This is a genomic window from Mesorhizobium sp. WSM3860 (assembly GCF_002294995.1).
Taxonomy (GTDB): Bacteria; Pseudomonadota; Alphaproteobacteria; order Rhizobiales; family Rhizobiaceae; genus Mesorhizobium.
In genome coordinates this window covers 12387-28936 of record NZ_NSGF01000020.1, presented here as the reverse complement: position 1 = coordinate 28936, position 16550 = coordinate 12387, and the positions used below count along the sequence as shown (strand labels likewise).

Below are 16550 nucleotides of genomic sequence, written 5' to 3'. Positions count from 1 at the left end.
GGCGCCAACCTGTCAGATTGTGGTCGATTATGTCTGAACGGCCAGCTGCCACGCCCCTGCATAGTCGCCCCAAGCCGGATCGGCCTGAGGTTCGGTGCGTTCGCCTTTGCTCACAGCGGCAGCGCCGTCCGAAGCCAGCAGGGCGGCACCGACGCTCGTTCCGGTCGATGTCTCCGACGCAACGACCGGCCTTCCCGTCGCTGCCGCCAGCATGCAGATGAAAAGAGGGTTCCGCGCGAACGGTCCCTCGACGGTGGTCGGCCCGTCACCGCCGATCAGCTCCAGACAGGTCGCGGTCATCAGCGCCAGATAGAACGAGATGGCGGTGAAGCGCTGGCCGGGGGGCAAGCCCTCGGCGTTGACCCATTGCGCGGCACGGTGCGGGAACGGCCCGGACCCCTCTTGGGTTGAAGGCAGCAGCAAGGCCTGGCGTGCCAGCACGGCGGCAACATCGGCCTTGGTCCAGTCCTGCGGCTGGCCCTCGGTCAGCAGCGAAAACTCGCGTCCGCCCATGAAACGCGCCGACGGTACGGGATCGCCAAGCGCATTCACATTGACCAGCGTGTCGCGCGCCGCATCGAGCTTGACCTTCTTGCCGCCGACCGCCATCGACACCACCCATGTGCCGGTCGAAACGACGCAGAAGGGCGGCCGATCCGACAACAGATGCGGCAGCAGCGAGGCGTTGGAATCGTGCAGGCCGCAGAACACCGGAGTCGCGGGGTCGAGCCCTGTCAGTCGGGCAATCGCCGGCAGGATCGATCCGAGCCTGTCCTTCGCCGGGCGCACGGGCGCCATCAGCGGACGCCAGCCCATCTTGTCGATCAGCGAGGAATAGTCGGACGTCCAGGGGTTCCACAGATCGGTATGGCAGCCGAGCGACGTGGCTTCATTGGCGGCGACGCCGGTCAGCCGCAGCGCCCAATACTGCGGATACATCAGCATCGCGGCGGACTTGGCGAATTCCACTGGAAAGCGCTTCTGCTGCCAGAAGAATTGCGCGCCGAGATTGAGGCCGATCGGCAACCGCGGCGTGCCTGTTTCGGCGAAGGGCGGGCGCACGGCGTCGTAGTCGGCCGCAAGCTGGTCGGGGCCGTCGAATTCATAGTCGAGCACCGGCAGCACCAGTTCGCCGGCGGCGTCGACCAGCGCCCCGGTCGCGCCATGCGTGGTGATCGAGATCGCATCGATCCGCCGTTCGCGGTTGAGATCGGCGAGGCTGTTCAGGATGAACGTCCACAGCGCCTCGACATCGTGATGCGGGTAGGGCGCCTGCCGCACCGGCGCGTTCGCGGTGCGGCGCAGCGCGATCTCGCTCGGCGTCGTGAGATCGACCAGCGCCACCTTGGCGTTGGTCTTGCCGATATCGATGACGGCGACAATCATGCCATATGGAACATGGTTTCCAGCGGCACCGCCACCGGCTCGTTGTCGGCCTTGGTTTCCATGGTGTCGGCCATATGCGCCCACCAGCGCTGCATCAGAGGATGCTTGGGCAGGTCGGCCATGCCGTGATCGTCACGTCGCCACAGCACGCCGAACAAGATGCTGGTCTCCTCGTCGAGATGGATCGAATAGTCGGAGACGCCGGCCTCTCTCAACAGCGCCACCAGTTCAGGCCAGATCTCGTCATGGCGGCGCTTGTACTCGGCCTTCATGCCCGGATTGAGCTTCATCTTGAAGGCATATTTTTCCATCAGGCGAAGCGTCCTTCGCGCAGGCGCCGCCAGACGATGGGCAGCGCAATGACGATGATCAGCAGCAGGCCGATGAAGATCGACATGACGATGCCGGGCACGTTGAGCAGGCCGAGGCCGAACGTCACCAGCCCCATGATGAAGGCGGCAAGCACCACGCCGAGGATGCTGCCGGCGCCGCCGAGGATCGACACACCTCCCAGCACCACCATGGTGATCGCCTCCAGCTCATAGCCCTGCGCGATCGACGGCCTTGTCGAGCCGAGCCGGGACGTGATCAGCACCGAGGCGATGCCCGACATCAGCCCGGTGAGGCAGAACAGGATGAACTTGATGCGGTCGACGCGCACACCGGAGAACTGGCAGGCGACCGAATTGTTGCCAATGGCAAAGACGCGCCGGCCGAAGCTCGTGCGATGCAGCACGAACCAGTAGACCAGCGCCGCGAGAAGGAACAACGCCAGCTCGAACGAGAAAACCCACCAGACATAGCCCTGGCCGAAGAAGGCAAAACTCTCCGGATAGCCCTTGTACGCCTGGTCGCCGAGGATGATGAAGGCGATGCCGCGGAACAGGCTCATCGTGCCGATGGTGACGACGATCGACGGCAGGCCGAGCCTGGTGACGAGCAATCCGTTGAAAGCGCCGCAGCCGAGCCCAGTGACGACGCCGATCGCGACCAGCACCGGCGTGCCGGCGCCCGCCTGCACCGCCATGCCCATCATCGTCGAGGCGAGCGCGACGATCGCGGCAACCGACAGGTCGATCTCGCCCGAAATGATCAGCAGCGCCATTGCGAGCGCGATGAGGCCCTTTTCAGTGAAGTTGAAGGTGAGGTCCGACAGCGACCAGGGATCGAGGAAGTAGGGCGAGGCAAGGCTGTTCACCGCGAAGATTAGGACCGCGATGACGACGAGCAGCGCCTCCCAGGAAAAGATCGCCGAAGAAAGCGGCTTGTCGAGCCGGTCGGGAACATGACGCGGGGCAGGGGTGTCCGTCATGCCGCTTCCGCATTTCTGAGGATGATGCGGCCCTGCCGGCGTTCGCCGCGCGCGTTGAGCACCACGGCCAGGATGATGGCGCTTCCCGAGATCGCCATCTGCCAGAAGGGCGAGATGTTGATGACCGGCAGCGCGTTGGAAATGATGCCGAGGAACAGGGCGCCGAGCACCGCGCCGCCAACCGAGCCTATGCCGCCGGCAATCGAGATGCCGCCGATGACGCAGGCGGCGATGATGTTGAGCTCATAGCCGTTGGCGACCTCGACCGAGGCGATCACGTAGCGCGAGATCCATAAGTACCCGGCGAGCCCGCCGATCATGCCGGAAATGCAGAAGACGATGAACTTGGTGCGGCCGACATCGATGCCCGCATAGACCGACGCAGTCGGGTTGACGCCGATGGCATAGATCGAGCGGCCGACCTGCGTGCGCGTCATCGCCAGGAAGAACAGCGCGATGACGAGAAGCGCGATCCACGACAGCATCGGCAGGCCGAGGAAGGCGGCGCGCTGGAAGTTGATGAAGTCGGGGCTCATCTGGTCGGCGTTGACCCAGGCGCCACCGGAGACCACGAAGGTGGCGCCGCGATAGATGGTGAGCGTGCCCAGCGTCACCACGATCGAAGGAATGTTCAGCCGCCACACCAGGAAGCCGTTGATGGCGCCGAGCACCAGCCCGACGGCCAACGCGATGACGATCAGCACCGGGATCGGGATCGCCGGATGGGCGGCGTTGAGCATCGCCACCACCATGCCGGTGAAGCAGAGGTTGGAGGCCATCGAGAGATCGATCGAGCGCGTCAGGATCACCACCATCTGGCCGAGCGCCAGGATCATCAGGATCGAGGTGTCGTTGAACACCTGGCGCAGATTGGCGGGGTCGGCGAAGCCCGGGAAGCGGGTCGAGATCAGGCCGATCAGCACTGCGATGCCGGCGAGCAGCCAGATCTCGCGATATTTGAGGAAGTTCTTCATGCCGCAATCCCCGCTGCCGTCCGGACCAGCGTCTCGGCATCCAGCCCCTTGTTGTCGTAGGTCGCCGCGATACGGCCCTCGCGCATGACCACCACCCGGTCGGACATGCCGAGGATTTCCGGCAGCTCCGACGAGACCATGATCACCGAGAGGCCTTGCGCGACGAGCTCGGCCATGAAGCCGTGCACGGCGGCCTTGGAGCCGATATCGATGCCCTTGGTGGGTTCGTCGAGGATGATCACCTTCGGCGTCGTGGCCAGCCATTTGGCGATGACCACCTTCTGCTGGTTGCCGCCGGAAAGCGTGCCGACATCCTGGCTGAGCGACGAGGCGCGCAGGTCCAGCCGCTCGGTGTAGGAGCGGGCAAGCGAGAATTCTTCCGCCAGCTTGAGCACGCCGGATTTCGAGGTGCGCGCAAGCGAAGGCAGCGACACGTTCTGGAAGATCGGCAGGCCGATGACGACACCCTGCTTGCCGCGCTCTTCCGGCACATAGACGATGCCGGCCTCGATCGAATCGGCTGCCGATTTCGGCGCGATTGAGTTGCCGTCCAGCGAAATCGTGCCGCGGCTGGTGCGGGTAATGCCGGCGATCGCCTGCATCACTTCGCTGCGGCCGGCACCGACGAGACCATAGAAGCCGAGGATTTCGCCCTTGCGCAATTCGAAGCCGATATCGTCGAACTCGGTCGGGTGCGACAGGCCGGAGACCGACAGCACCGGCGCGCCGATCTTCGGCTCGCGCTGCGGAAAAATGTGGTCGACGTTGCGGCCGACCATCATGCGCACGATCTCGTTCTGGCCGGTGTCTTTCAGCAGGCCTTCGCCGACCATCTCGCCGTCTCGGAAGACGGTGTAGCGGTCGGCGATGCGGTAGATCTCGTCGAACTTGTGGCTGATGAAGAGCACCGCCTTGCCTTCGCTCTTCAGGAATTCGATCAAGAGGAAAAGCTCCTCGATCTCCTTCATCGAAAGTGCGGCGGTCGGCTCGTCCATGATGACGATGCGCGCGTCGATCGACATCGCGCGAGCAACGGCTACCAGATGCTTGTTGGCGATGCCGAGGTCCTTCAGCCGAGCATCGGCGTCGATATGGCCGGCGCGCATCGTCTCCAGCACTTCGCGCGCGTTTTTGCGCATGGTGCGCCAGTCGATGGTGCCGAAGCGGGTGCGCGGCGCATGGCCGAGGAAGATGTTTTCGGCGACCGAAAGGTCGTCGAACAGCACCGTCTCCTGATGGATCGCGGTGATGCCGTGGCCGAAGGCGGCATGCGCGCTGGGCAGCGTCGTGGCCAGGCCGTCGATGCTGATTTCGCCGGCATCGGGCTGGTAGATGCCGGTCATGATCTTGACCAGTGTCGACTTGCCGGCGCCGTTTTCGCCGATAAGCGCCGTCACCTGTCCGGGGTAGAGCGATAGGCTGACATTGTGGAGCGCCCGCACGCCCGGGAAACTCTTGGATATGCCTGAGAGCGTCAGGCGCGGGGCCACTTTGCCCCCCCGCTCGTGGGGAGGGTCGCGAACAACGTGAGCGGGGTAGGGGTTGTCTAGCATATCAAGTTAAGGTCCTGGTGCATGGAGGTGTCGTCACCCCCGCCCCGTCTCGCCGGTTTTGCTTCGCAACACCGCCTCGCCGACCCTCCCCCCTTGGGGCCCCCTTGGGGGGAGGGTCGAAGCTCCTCAGATCAATAGATCTTGGAGAACTTCTCGATGTTGGTCTTGTCGAACTGGAAGGGCGGAGCCATCGCAGCCGAGTTGGTGTCGTCGAGCGTCACTTTGCCGACGCGGCCGATCGACAGCGTGGCGCCGGGCTTGGCCTCTTCCTTCTTCACCGCCAGGTCATGGGCGAGATAGATCGCCGAGTAGCCGAGGTCGATCGGGTTCCACAGCGCGACCGCCTGGCTGGCGCCGTTGTCGATGAACTTCTTGAACTCCGACGGCAGCGCGAGGCCGGTGACGTTGACCTTGCCGATCAGGTTCTCGTCGGTGACGACCTGCGCGGCGGCAACGACGCCGACGGTGGTCGGCGCGATGATCGCCTTGAGGTTCGGATAGGATTTCAACAGGCCCTTGGCTTCGTCGGTGCTCTTGGCCGAGTCGTCATCGCCATAGACGGTGGCTACCAGCTTGATCTTCGGGAACTTCTCCGGCAGCACCTTCTTGGCCGCTTCGATCCAGGCATTCTGGTTGGTGGCGGTCGAGGATGCCGAGAGGATGGCGACATCGCCGCCTTCCGGCAGGTAGTCGGCGGCGAGCTTGATGATGGTCTCGCCGATCAAGTTGGTGTCGGACGGGTTGAGGTGAAGCTGGCGGCCTTCCTTGGCGACGCCGGAATCCCACGAGATCACGGTGATGCCGCGATCCATCGCCTTCTTCAGCACCGGCACCAGCGCATCGGCGTCATTGGCCGAGACGGCGATGGCGTTGACCTTCTGCGCGATCAGCGAGTTGATCACCTCGATCTGCGCTTCCGCCGTCGCCTTGGTAGGACCGGTATAGATGACGTCGACATCGCCCAGTTCCTTGGCCGCTTCCTCGGCGCCCTTGTTGGCGGCGTCGAAGAAGCCGTTGCCGAGCGATTTCACGACCAGCGCGATTTTGACGTTCTCGGCATAGGCGCCATTCACGAACATTGCGGCGGACAAGGCCGCCGTTACCAGCAGTTTCTTCAAAAAGCTCATCGAATATCCTCCCTTGAGCGTTGCATTCCATCGCCGCTGCGGGTGCGAGTTGTCCTCAGGCCTGCAGTGAAGATTCTTCCTTGTCGCTTGACTGTTTGCGGGCGACGATCAGCGCCACGCCCGCGGTTTCCAGCATCTTGGCTTCGCGGTCGTCGATGCCGTCGTCGGTGATCACGGTGGTGATGCGCGACAGCCCGCACAGGATCAGGCTGGAGCGCTTGCGGAATTTCGAGGAATCGACCAGCACCACCAGCTCGTCGGCCTGGTCGATCAGTTTCTGCTCCGCCTGGATCAGCAGCGGGTCGCCTTCCATCAGCCCGAGCGGCCCCAGGCCTTGCGCGCCCATGAACATGCGGCGCGCATAGAAATTGCGCGTCACGTCATTGTCGAAGGGCGACAGGATGATGTTCTGCTCGCGATAGATCGTGCCGCCCGACAGCATCACCGTGTTCTTCGAATGCTTGAGCAGATGCTCGGCGATCGGGAACGAGTTGGTGAAGATCGGCATGCGGCGGCCGGTCAGGAAATGCACCATCTGGAAGGTCGTCGTGCCGCCGTTGATGATGATCGGCTCGCCGTCCTTGCACAGGTTCACCGCTTCCCGCGCGATCGCCCGCTTCTGTGCGGCGTTCAGCGTCTCGTTGACAGAGAAGGGCCGGCCGGCAAGGCCGATGACTTGCGGCGGTGAGATCGCCTCGGCGCCGCCGCGCACCCGGCGCAGGCGTTTTTGCACATGCAGGGCCGCGATATCGCGCCGGATCGTCGCCTCGGAGGAGTCCGTCAGGTCGACCATTTCCTGCACCGTCACCACAGGCTTTTCCTGGACGGCGGACAGAATGATCCTGTGGCGCTCTTTCTCGTGCAATGGTTCCTCCCTGCTTGGCTATCAGGCACCAGAAAACGCGCAGTGTCAATCATTTCCGATCACATATTTTCATTGTGCAGTGCAATATGATCGGTCTTGATCGTTTTTGATTGACAAGAGCGCCTGTTGCGTAGACATTCCAGCCAAAACGGACTGCGCCCTTTTAGCGTCCCAAGGGAGGATACCTATGCTCGACAAGCGCTCTGGCTCGCGCCTCGCCAATCTGTGGGACGATGCAAAGGCCGAAGGGATGAGCGGTCCCGAGCTTCTGGTCTATCGCTCGAACACGCTGGGTTCCGACAAGCGCGTCACTAATTATGGCGGCGGCAACACCTCGTCCAAGGTCTGGCAGAAAGACCCGCTGACCGGCGAGGACGTCGAGGTGCTGTGGGTCAAGGGCTCGGGCGGCGACAGCGCCTCGATCAAGCTCGACGGGTTTGCGACCCTCTACATGGACAAGCTGCGCGCGCTGAAGGGCCTCTATCGCGGCGTCGACCACGAGGACGAGATGGTGGGCTATCTGCCCCACTGCACCTTCAACCTCAATCCGCGCGCGGCCTCCATCGACACGCCGCTGCATGCCTTCGTGCCGAAGGCTTGCGTCGACCACATGCATCCCGATGCTATCATCGCGATCGCCGCGGCGAAGGATTCCAAGGCGATCACGAAAGAGGTCTTCGGCGAGGCCATCGGCTGGCTGCCCTGGAAACGGCCGGGCTTCGAGCTCGGCCTCTGGCTGGAGAAATTCTGCCGCGAGAACCCCGACGCAAAAGGCGTGGTCCTCGAAAGCCACGGCCTTTTCACCTGGGGCGACACGCCGAAGGAATGCTACGAAACGACGATTTCAGTGATCAACCAGGCGATCGACTGGTTCGAGCGTAAATCGCAAGGCAAAGCGATCTTCGGCGGCGAGGTGGTGAAGTCGCTCGACGCACCGGCACGGCGCGCCATTGCCGCGAAACTCATGCCGAGAATCCGCGGCCTGATCTCGGAAAAGAGCCATAAGCTCGGCCATTTCGACGATCAGCCGGCGGTGCTCGAATTCGTCAATTCGAAAGACCTGCGGCCGCTGGCGGCGCTGGGGACCTCCTGCCCGGATCATTTCCTGCGCACCAAGATCCGGCCATTGGTAATCGAGTTCGATCCGGCAAAGCCGGATGTCGACGCCGTCATCGCGCGCCTCGCCGACGACATTGCCGCCTATCGCGTCGGCTACCAGGCTTACTACGACAGCTGCAAACATCCGGACTCGCCCGCCATCCGCGATCCGAACGCGGTCGTCTATCTGATGCCGGGCGTCGGCATGTTCACCTTCGCCGGCGACAAGGCGACAGCGCGCATATCGGGCGAGTTTTATGTCAACGCCATCAACGTCATGCGCGGCGCCTCGACCGTCTCGTCCTATGTCGGCCTGCCGGCACAGGAGGCCTTCGACATTGAATACTGGCAGTTGGAAGAAGCCAAGCTCCAGCGCCTGCCGAAGCCGAAGGCGCTGGCGGGACAGATCGCGCTGGTCACCGGCGGGGCCGGCGGCATCGGCCGCGCCACCGCCAGCCGCCTGTTGCGCGAAGGCGCCTGCGTCGTGCTCGCCGATATCGACGAGGCCGCGCTTGCCGGCGCTCACGAAGAGCTGTCGAGGGCCTACGGAAAGGACTTCGTCCGCCCGGTGCGGATCGACGTGACCTCGGAAGATCAGGTCGCTACAGGTTTCGCCGAGACGGCTGTCCAGTTCGGCGGCATCGACATTCTGGTTTCCAATGCCGGCCTGGCCTCCTCGGCGCCGATCGAGGAGACGACGCTGGCGTTGTGGAACAAGAATATGGACATCCTGTCGACCGGCTATTTCCTCGTTTCGCGCGAGGCCTTTCGGCTGTTCCGCGCCCAGAAGATCGGCGGCAACGTCGTCTTTGTCGCCTCCAAGAACGGGCTCGCCGCTTCGCCCAACGCCGCCGCTTACTGCACGGCCAAGGCAGCCGAGATCCATCTGGCGCGCTGCCTGGCGCTGGAAGGTGCCGAGGCGCAGATCAGGGTCAACGTCGTCAATCCGGACGCCGTACTGCGCGGCTCCAAGATCTGGAGCGGCGAATGGAAGGAACAGCGCGCCGCCGCCTACAAGATGTCGACCGACGACCTCGAGGAGCATTACCGCTCGCGCTCGATGCTGAAGCGTTCGGTCTTCCCGGAGGACATCGCCGAGGCGATTTACTTCTTCGCCTCCGACATGTCGGCCAAGTCGACCGGCAACATCGTCAATGTCGACGCCGGCAACGCGCAGAGCTTTACGCGGTAGGCCTTCCTTCTCCCCGTTGTGCGGGGAGATGGTGCCGGCAGGCGGATGAGGGGCGGCGCTGGCCGAACGCATTCTTGGGAGGAATTGCAGTGTCCGAACAGATTATCTCGGGTGACCTCGTTGCCAAGCACAACGCTGCCCGCAAGCCCGACCTCGAGCGTGACTACGCCTCGCTCGGCGAGCGCCTCGACCGGTGCGGCATCGCCATCGATGCGATCCGCGACGAGGTGGAAAAATTCGGCGTCGCGATCCCGTCCTGGGGCGTCGGCACCGGGGGCACGCGCTTTGCCCGTTTTCCCGGCGCCGGCGAGCCGCGCGACATCTTCGACAAGATCGAGGATTGCGCCGTCATCAGCCAGCTGACGCAGGCGACGCCTACCGTCTCGCTGCATATCCCGTGGGACAAGGCCGATCCGAACCGGCTGAAGCAGGCGGCGGCGCGTTTCGGCCTTGGCTTCGATGCGATGAACTCCAACACCTTTTCCGACACGAAAGACCAGAAGCTCTCCTATAAATTCGGCTCGCTATCGCATGCCGATGCCGGCACGCGCCGCCAGGCGGTCGAGCACAATCTCGAATGCATCGAGATCGGCAAGACGCTGGGGTCGAAGGCGCTGACCGTATGGATCGGCGACGGCTCGAACTTCCCCGGCCAGGTCAATTTCGCCAAGGCCTTCGAGCGCTATCTCGACGCCATGCGGGAAATCTATGCCGGCCTGCCGGACGACTGGCGGCTGTTCACCGAGCACAAGATGTACGAGCCGGCCTTCTATTCGACGGTCGTGCAGGATTGGGGCACCAACTACATCATTGCCAAGGGGCTCGGCGACAAGGCATTCTGCCTCGTCGATCTCGGCCACCACGCGCCGAACGTCAACATCGAGATGATCGTGTCACGGCTGATCCAGTTCGGCAAGCTCGGCGGCTTCCATTTCAACGATTCCAAATACGGCGACGACGATCTCGATGCCGGCTCGATCGATCCCTACCGGCTGTTCCTGGTCTTCAACGAGCTGGTCGATGCCGAGCTTTCCGGCGCGAAAGGATTCCATCCCGCGCATATGCTCGACCAGAGCCACAACGTCACCGATCCGATCGAAAGCCTGATGCTGTCCGCGGTCGAGGTGCAGCGCGCCTATGCGCAGGCGCTGCTGGTCGACCGCAAGGCGCTGGAAGGTTTCCAGGAAGCGAATGACGCGCTGATGGCGACGCAGACGCTGAAGACTGCCTACCGCACCGATGTCGAGCCGATCCTCGCCATGGCGCGGCTCAGGACCGGCGGCGCCATCGATCCGGTCGCCGCCTATCGCCAGGCCGGCTACCGGGCGAAGGTCGCGGCGCAAAGGCCGGCCGTTGGCGGTGGCGGCGGCGGGATTGTTTGAGGCGAATCCGGGATCACCTCCGACAAATCTCACAATTGGCGGCGCCTGCCTTGAAAAGAGAACCCCGGGCAGAGCGGCTACTTCAATTGTTATTGGACTAAACCGCTCCAACCGTCTTTCCTGGGCGTCCCCCGCCTTGGAGACCTGCCATGCATCTCACCCGCCGGACGCTGATCGCCGTCAGCCTTGCACTCACTGTTGCCTTCACGCCATCGACCGCCGTTTTTGCGGCTTCGCCGGCTCCCGCCAAGGGCGAGCACGGCATGGTGGTGACCGCCCAGCATCTCGCCACCGAAGTCGGCGTCGACGTGCTGAAGAAGGGCGGCAACGCCGTCGATGCGGCGGTCGCCGTCGGCTATGCTTTGGCGGTCGTCTATCCCAACGCCGGCAATATCGGCGGCGGCGGTTTCATGACCATCCGCTTGAAGGACGGCCGCTCGACCTTCATCGATTTTCGCGAGCGCGCGCCGCTTGCCGCGACCAAGACCATGTATCTCGACAAGGACGGCAAGCCGATCAAAGGTGCCAGCCTCGACGGTTATCTCGCCGTCGGCGTGCCTGGTTCGGTGGCCGGCTTCGAGATGGCGCGCGAGAAATACGGCACCTTGCCCAGACAGGACCTGATGGCCCCGGCGATCGCCTATGCCAAGGACGGCTTCGTGCTCAACCAGGGCGACGCGGCTTCCTTCGCCGGCAGCGCCGACCGTCTGGGGAAGGACCCAGCCGCCGCCGGCATCTTCCTGAAAAAAGACGGCAAGCCCTATGGCATCGGCGAGAAGCTAGTTCAGTCGGACCTTGCGGCCTCGCTCTCGGCGATCTCCGAGAAAGGGCCCGATGCCTTCTACAAAGGGCCGATTGCCGACGCGATCGTCAAGGCGAGCGGGGCCAAGGGCGGCATCCTCGCCAAAGGGGATTTCGAGCAATACGCGGTGCGCGAGCTGAAGCCAGTGACCTGTTCCTATCGGGGCTACGAGATCATCTCCTCGCCGCCGCCGAGCTCGGGCGGCGTCATCATCTGCGAAATCCTCAATGTGCTCGAAGGCTATCCGCTGTCCTATCTCGGCGCCGGCTCTGCCGAGACCGTCCACGTCATGGTCGAGGCCATGCGTCATGCCTATGTCGACCGCAATTCGGCGCTCGGCGACCCGGATTTCGTCGACAATCCGGTCTCGAAACTGCTCGAGAAGGGCTATGCCAAGGACATCCGCGACAAGATCGATCCGTTCCGCGCCGGGGTCTCGAAGGACCTGATGCCCAAGGGCTTCGGCGAGTCGAAGGAAACCACCCATTATTCTATCATCGACAAGGACGGCGACGCGGTAGCCGTCACCTATACGCTCAATGGTTCTTTCGGCGCCGGCGTCGTCGCCGACGGCACCGGGATCCTGCTCAACAACGAAATGGACGATTTCACTCAGAAGCCGGGCGTGCCAAACCTTTACGGACTGGTCCAGGGCGAGGCCAACGCCATCCAGCCGAAGAAGACGCCGCTGTCCTCGATGAGCCCCACTGTAGTCACGAAGGACGGCAAGCCGTTCATGGTCATCGGCAGCCCGGGCGGCTCGCGCATCATCACCATCACGCTGGAGGCGATCGTCAACGTCATCGACCACGGCATGAACATCCAGGAAGCGATCGACGCGCCGCGCATCCACCATCAATGGCTGCCCGACACCGTCTATGTCGAGCCTTTCGGGCTTTCCCCCGACACCGAAAGGCTGCTTGCCGGGATGGGCTATCATCTCGATCTCAGCGACCAGACCTGGGGCCAGGCGGCCGGCATCCTGGTCGGCGGCAAGAGCCTGGCGGAGATCGAGAAAGGCGGCGGCGCCCGCTATAACGGAGCCATCGACAGCCGCGCCGCTTCCGGCGAGGCGCTGGGCTACTGACTATACCACAAGGGTAATGGTCGAGGCAATCAGCAGCACCGCGGCGATGCCGACGAACAGCGCATAAATGCGCGGCCGGTCAATCAGCAGCGCGTTGCCCGAAATCCAGGCCGAAGTGGCGCCGCCCAACGCAAACAGGAAGCCGTTGCGGTGGCCGAAGGTCATCGAGGCGGCCATCAGGCCGCCGATGATCAGCGCGCCGAACACGATGATGACGGCAACGGCATATTTTTCGAAATCATTGCCGCTGCCCATCGCCGGTCCCATGGCGTTGAGATTCGGCAGATCGTCCGGATCAAAGGGGCTGGCCGAGCCGTATTCGTCTTGACCGAGGGATTCGCGCATCATTCGTTCTCCGCTGAGCGGCAACAAACCATCAACGCTTGCCAAGTGCAACCGGCAACGCCACCGCCATCATGCGTTCGCCGCCCGGTTGGTGCCAACGTGCCACGGTTTCCTGGATAGCCTCAACGCCGGGGGCTTCGATCGGGTTCCACAAGCTTGATCTATCTGGAAAAATCGCTCCGCACGATCCCATGCCGCTGCAGCTTGTCGTAGAAGGTCTTGCGTGGAATGCCGAGCGCCTCGATCGTGCGCCGGACATCGCCGCCATTGCGGCCAAGTGTCTCGCGGATGATCTCGGCCTCGTAGCGCTCGAGCCGTTCCGGCAAAGGCATGGAGACGTCCGAATCTGTCGGCTGGGCGGCAGCGCTGCTGCCGATCTCTTCCAGTCCGAGCACGAAGCGCTCGGCAAAATGGGCGAGCTCGCGGACATTGCCGGGCCAGTCGTGTTCCCGCAAATGGCGCTGGACGGCGGCCGGTGCTGCGGGCACCCGGCGGTGGAAGCGGGCGGCGGCACGCTCGGCGAAGTAACCGAACAGCAGCGGCACATCCTCCCGGCGCTCGCGCAGCGGCGGGATCGAAAGCGTCACCACGTTGAGCCGATAATAGAGGTCCTCGCGGAAATTGCCGCGCTGGCCGGGATCGCCGAGATCGACCTTGGCGGCGGCAACGACGCGCAGGTCGACCGGCCGGATTTCGTTGGTGCCGAGTGGCGTCACCTCGCGCATTTCGAGCACGCGCAGCATCTGCACCTGAGTGGAGGGCGGCATGCTTTCGATCTCGTCGAGGAACAGCGTGCCGCCGCTCGAATGCTCGATGCGGCCGACGCGCTTCTTCTGCGCGCCGGTGAAGGCGCCGGGCTCATGGCCGAACAACTCGCTTTCGATCACCGTCTCCGGCAGCGTGCCGCAATTGAGCGCCACGAAGTTGCCCTTGGCGCGGCGGCTCCAGCGATGCAGCAGGCTCGCCACCACCTCCTTGCCCGAGCCTGTCTCGCCGGTCACCAGCACATCGACATCGGTGTCGGCGATCTGTCTCAGCGTGCGGCGCAGCCGCTCCATCGCCGGTGTCTGGCCGATCAGCGGCAGGCCTTCCTGCGCCTGCTCGGCCGCTTCGCGCAAGGCGCGGTTCTCCATCACTAAGCGGCGCTTTTCCGCGGCGCGCCATACACTTTGCGCCAGCCGGTCGGCCGCGAAGGGCTTAGTGATGAAGTCATAGGCGCCGTCCTTGATCGCCTTGACCGCCATGGCGATATCGCCATGTCCGGTGACGAGGATGACGGGGATATCCGGGTCAAGATCGACCACCAGGTCGAAAAGCTGCAGGCCGTCCATTTCGGGCATGCGGATGTCTGACACCAAAACGCCGGCAAAGCCGGCATCGAGGCCGGCAAGTGCCTCGCTTGCTGAGGAAAAGGCGGACACGGCGAAACCGGCAAGTTCCAGCGTTTGTTTTGTCGCCTTGAGCAGTTCGCTGTCGTCATCGATCAGGATGACCGGATTGCCGTCTGTCATGTCCGGTCAGCCTTCGAGAGATGGATGGTGAAGCGGGTGCCGCTCCCGCTGCTCGTCACCTCGATCCGCCCGCCATAGTCGGCGACGATGTCCTTCGAGATGACGAGCCCGAGCCCCAAGCCCTTTTCCTTCGAGGTGTTGAAAGGCGTGAACAGCGATTTCAGGATCGCCGGCGGTATGCCCGGTCCATTGTCGGACACGATCAGCGCGACGCCGTCGGCGGTTTCCGCAGCGGACACTTCGACCCGAGCGCCGTCACGACCTTCGAGCGCTTCCAGCGCGTTCTGGAACAGGTTGATCAGCACCTGCTCCAGCCGCAGACGGTTGCCCATTACTTTCAGCGTCGGCGGCGGCAGCCTGATCGCCAGCGCGTCCAGTCGCCCGGCAAAGCGGCTCCTGAGCAGAACCACGGCGCCTTCGATGACGCTGTGCAACTCGACCGGCTCGGCCGCGGTGCGGCCCTTGCGGGCGAAAGCTTTCAGCTCCTCGGTGATGGCGCCGATGCGCTCGGTCAGTGCGGCGATGGCGCCGAGATTTTCCTCCGCCGGCGCCGTCTGCTTGCGTTCCAGGAAAACGCGCGCGTTGTCGGCATAGGCTCGGATGGTCGCCACCGGCTGGTTGATCTCATGCGCGACGCCCGCGGCAACCTGCCCGAGGGTCGCGAGGCGGTTGGCCTGCACCAGCTCTTGCTGCATGACCTGCAGCTTGGCTTCGGTGCTGCGGTGGTCGGTGATCTCGGCCTGCAGCCGGTCGCGCGCGAGGCTGAGATCCTGCGTGCGCTCGACGACGCGCCGTTCGAGTTCGGCGCGCGCCGCCTGCTCGGCGGCGATCCGCATCTGCGCGGACTGCCGGCGCCACAACAGATAGGCGGCCAATGCGAGCAGCGGGACAAGGACACCGAGGGCCAGCAAACGCATTTCGCGCTGCGCCGCCGCGATCGGCGCTTCCGCCGGGACGAGATAATCGAGGCGCCATGGTGTCGACGGCACGGCGGTGGACAGCCGCAGATATTCCGCGTCGCTGCCGCCGGGCGTGATGGCGTGAACCAGGTCGACATCGGCGTTGAGTGGCTGCGGCCTCGTGATGGGCAAGGGCACCAGCGGCGCCTCGCCGAACTGCTGACTGGCGCGGATGTCAGCCGTGACCGAAGCGGCCAGCGGCGCCCTCGTCATGAAGCGCCAGGAGGGCACGCTGGTGATCAGCACCACGCCATGCTCGTCGCTGACATAGGCCGGCCGGTTCGCCTCGTGCCAGTCGGCTTCGAGCTGGTCGAACTCCATCTTGACGACGACGACGCCGAGCGGTGCCGCCGCACTCCCGACGCGGCGCGAAATGTAGAGGCCCGGGCGCTTGCTGACATTGCCGAGCGCGAAATACTCGGCCGTGCCGGACTGCATCGCGCCAGAGAAGTAGGCGCGAAAACCGTAGTCGTTGCCGACGAAGCTCACCGGCTCGCGCCAGTTGCTGGAAGCGATGGCCAGCCCGTCCGGGCCGGTGACGTAAAGCACCGAGGCCTTGGTGCCTGAAACCAGCCCTTCGAGCTTGCGGTTCAGCACGTCGATCGAGGCGGGGCTGCGCTCAGCGAGCGCGTCATGTACCTGCTGGTCTTCGGACAGAAGCAGCGGCAGCGCGCGCGGATTTTCGAGCACCGCACGCAGCAGTGCGACCTTCAGATTGGCATCGGTGCGTCCTTGCGCCGACAGCGCCTCGATCTCGGTCGAGCGCCCGTAGAGGCCGGCGCCATAGAGGGCTGCCAGAACGATGAGAAGCGCCCCCGCTGCAAACAGCAGCCAGGCGCGCCGCGCCCGCCCGGCGAGCAGTTCGGGCGTCGAAACGAGGGTAGCGGTGGGGCGTTGCAGCATGGCCCATTTGTGCATGATTTCGCACAAAGCACAATTCGATCTATGCGGATCGTC

General features: G+C 64.0%; 13 protein-coding genes. 3 read left to right on the top strand and 10 right to left on the bottom strand.

Going from position 1 to position 16550, the window contains the following annotated elements:
- Positions 1-27: 27 nt before the first annotated feature.
- The 7 genes from CK220_RS25325 to CK220_RS25295 form a co-directional block, all read right to left on the bottom strand.
- A complete protein-coding gene (locus CK220_RS25325) occupies positions 28-1386 on the bottom strand; it encodes an FGGY-family carbohydrate kinase (RefSeq protein WP_095814134.1) in 1359 nt (452 codons plus the stop codon).
- Entirely contained in the window at positions 1383-1697 is a 315-nt protein-coding gene (gene rhaM, locus CK220_RS25320; protein ID WP_176479203.1) for an L-rhamnose mutarotase, read from the bottom strand. The genes CK220_RS25325 and rhaM overlap by 4 nt, the downstream gene beginning before the upstream one ends.
- Positions 1697-2698, bottom strand: a complete 1002-nt coding sequence (locus CK220_RS25315; RefSeq protein ID WP_095814132.1) for an ABC transporter permease — start codon at positions 2696-2698, stop codon at positions 1697-1699. Before CK220_RS25315 ends, rhaM begins: the two co-directional genes overlap by 1 nt.
- Positions 2695-3672, bottom strand: a complete 978-nt coding sequence (locus tag CK220_RS25310) for an ABC transporter permease (protein WP_095814131.1) — start codon at positions 3670-3672, stop codon at positions 2695-2697. The genes CK220_RS25315 and CK220_RS25310 overlap by 4 nt, the downstream gene beginning before the upstream one ends.
- The gene (locus CK220_RS25305) at positions 3669-5225 is read right to left on the bottom strand and encodes a sugar ABC transporter ATP-binding protein (RefSeq protein WP_245429396.1); all 1557 of its coding nucleotides are present in this window, start codon (positions 5223-5225) and stop codon (positions 3669-3671) included. Before CK220_RS25305 ends, CK220_RS25310 begins: the two co-directional genes overlap by 4 nt.
- Positions 5226-5356: 131 nt before the next feature.
- On the bottom strand, positions 5357-6352 hold the full coding sequence (gene rhaS, locus CK220_RS25300; RefSeq protein ID WP_095814129.1) for a rhamnose ABC transporter substrate-binding protein: 996 nt from the start codon (positions 6350-6352) through the stop codon (positions 5357-5359).
- A gap of 55 nt (positions 6353-6407) precedes the next feature.
- Entirely contained in the window at positions 6408-7217 is an 810-nt protein-coding gene (locus tag CK220_RS25295; protein ID WP_095814128.1) for a DeoR/GlpR family DNA-binding transcription regulator, read from the bottom strand.
- A gap of 187 nt (positions 7218-7404) precedes the next feature.
- On the opposite strand from CK220_RS25295, the gene CK220_RS25290 reads away from it, so the two are divergent.
- From CK220_RS25290 to ggt, 3 genes are all read left to right on the top strand, one after another.
- Positions 7405-9507 (top strand): bifunctional rhamnulose-1-phosphate aldolase/short-chain dehydrogenase, encoded by a 2103-nt coding sequence (locus CK220_RS25290; RefSeq protein WP_095814127.1) that lies wholly within the window; start codon positions 7405-7407, stop codon positions 9505-9507.
- Positions 9508-9596: 89 nt separating this feature from the next.
- On the top strand, positions 9597-10889 hold the full coding sequence (rhaI, locus tag CK220_RS25285) for an L-rhamnose catabolism isomerase (RefSeq protein WP_095814126.1): 1293 nt from the start codon (positions 9597-9599) through the stop codon (positions 10887-10889).
- 149 nt (positions 10890-11038) lie between these two features.
- A complete protein-coding gene (ggt, locus tag CK220_RS25280; RefSeq protein ID WP_095814125.1) occupies positions 11039-12778 on the top strand; it encodes a gamma-glutamyltransferase in 1740 nt (579 codons plus the stop codon).
- Here ggt and CK220_RS25275 read toward each other — a convergent pair whose 3' ends face one another.
- The 3 genes from CK220_RS25275 to CK220_RS25265 form a co-directional block, all read right to left on the bottom strand.
- A complete protein-coding gene (locus CK220_RS25275) occupies positions 12779-13033 on the bottom strand; it encodes a hypothetical protein (RefSeq protein ID WP_170950361.1) in 255 nt (84 codons plus the stop codon). It lies immediately after the preceding gene.
- 251 nt (positions 13034-13284) lie between these two features.
- On the bottom strand, positions 13285-14634 hold the full coding sequence (locus CK220_RS25270; protein ID WP_095814124.1) for a sigma-54 dependent transcriptional regulator: 1350 nt from the start codon (positions 14632-14634) through the stop codon (positions 13285-13287).
- Positions 14631-16496, bottom strand: a complete 1866-nt coding sequence (locus CK220_RS25265) for a sensor histidine kinase (protein WP_245429395.1) — start codon at positions 16494-16496, stop codon at positions 14631-14633. The genes CK220_RS25270 and CK220_RS25265 overlap by 4 nt, the downstream gene beginning before the upstream one ends.
- Positions 16497-16550 lie beyond the last annotated feature (54 nt).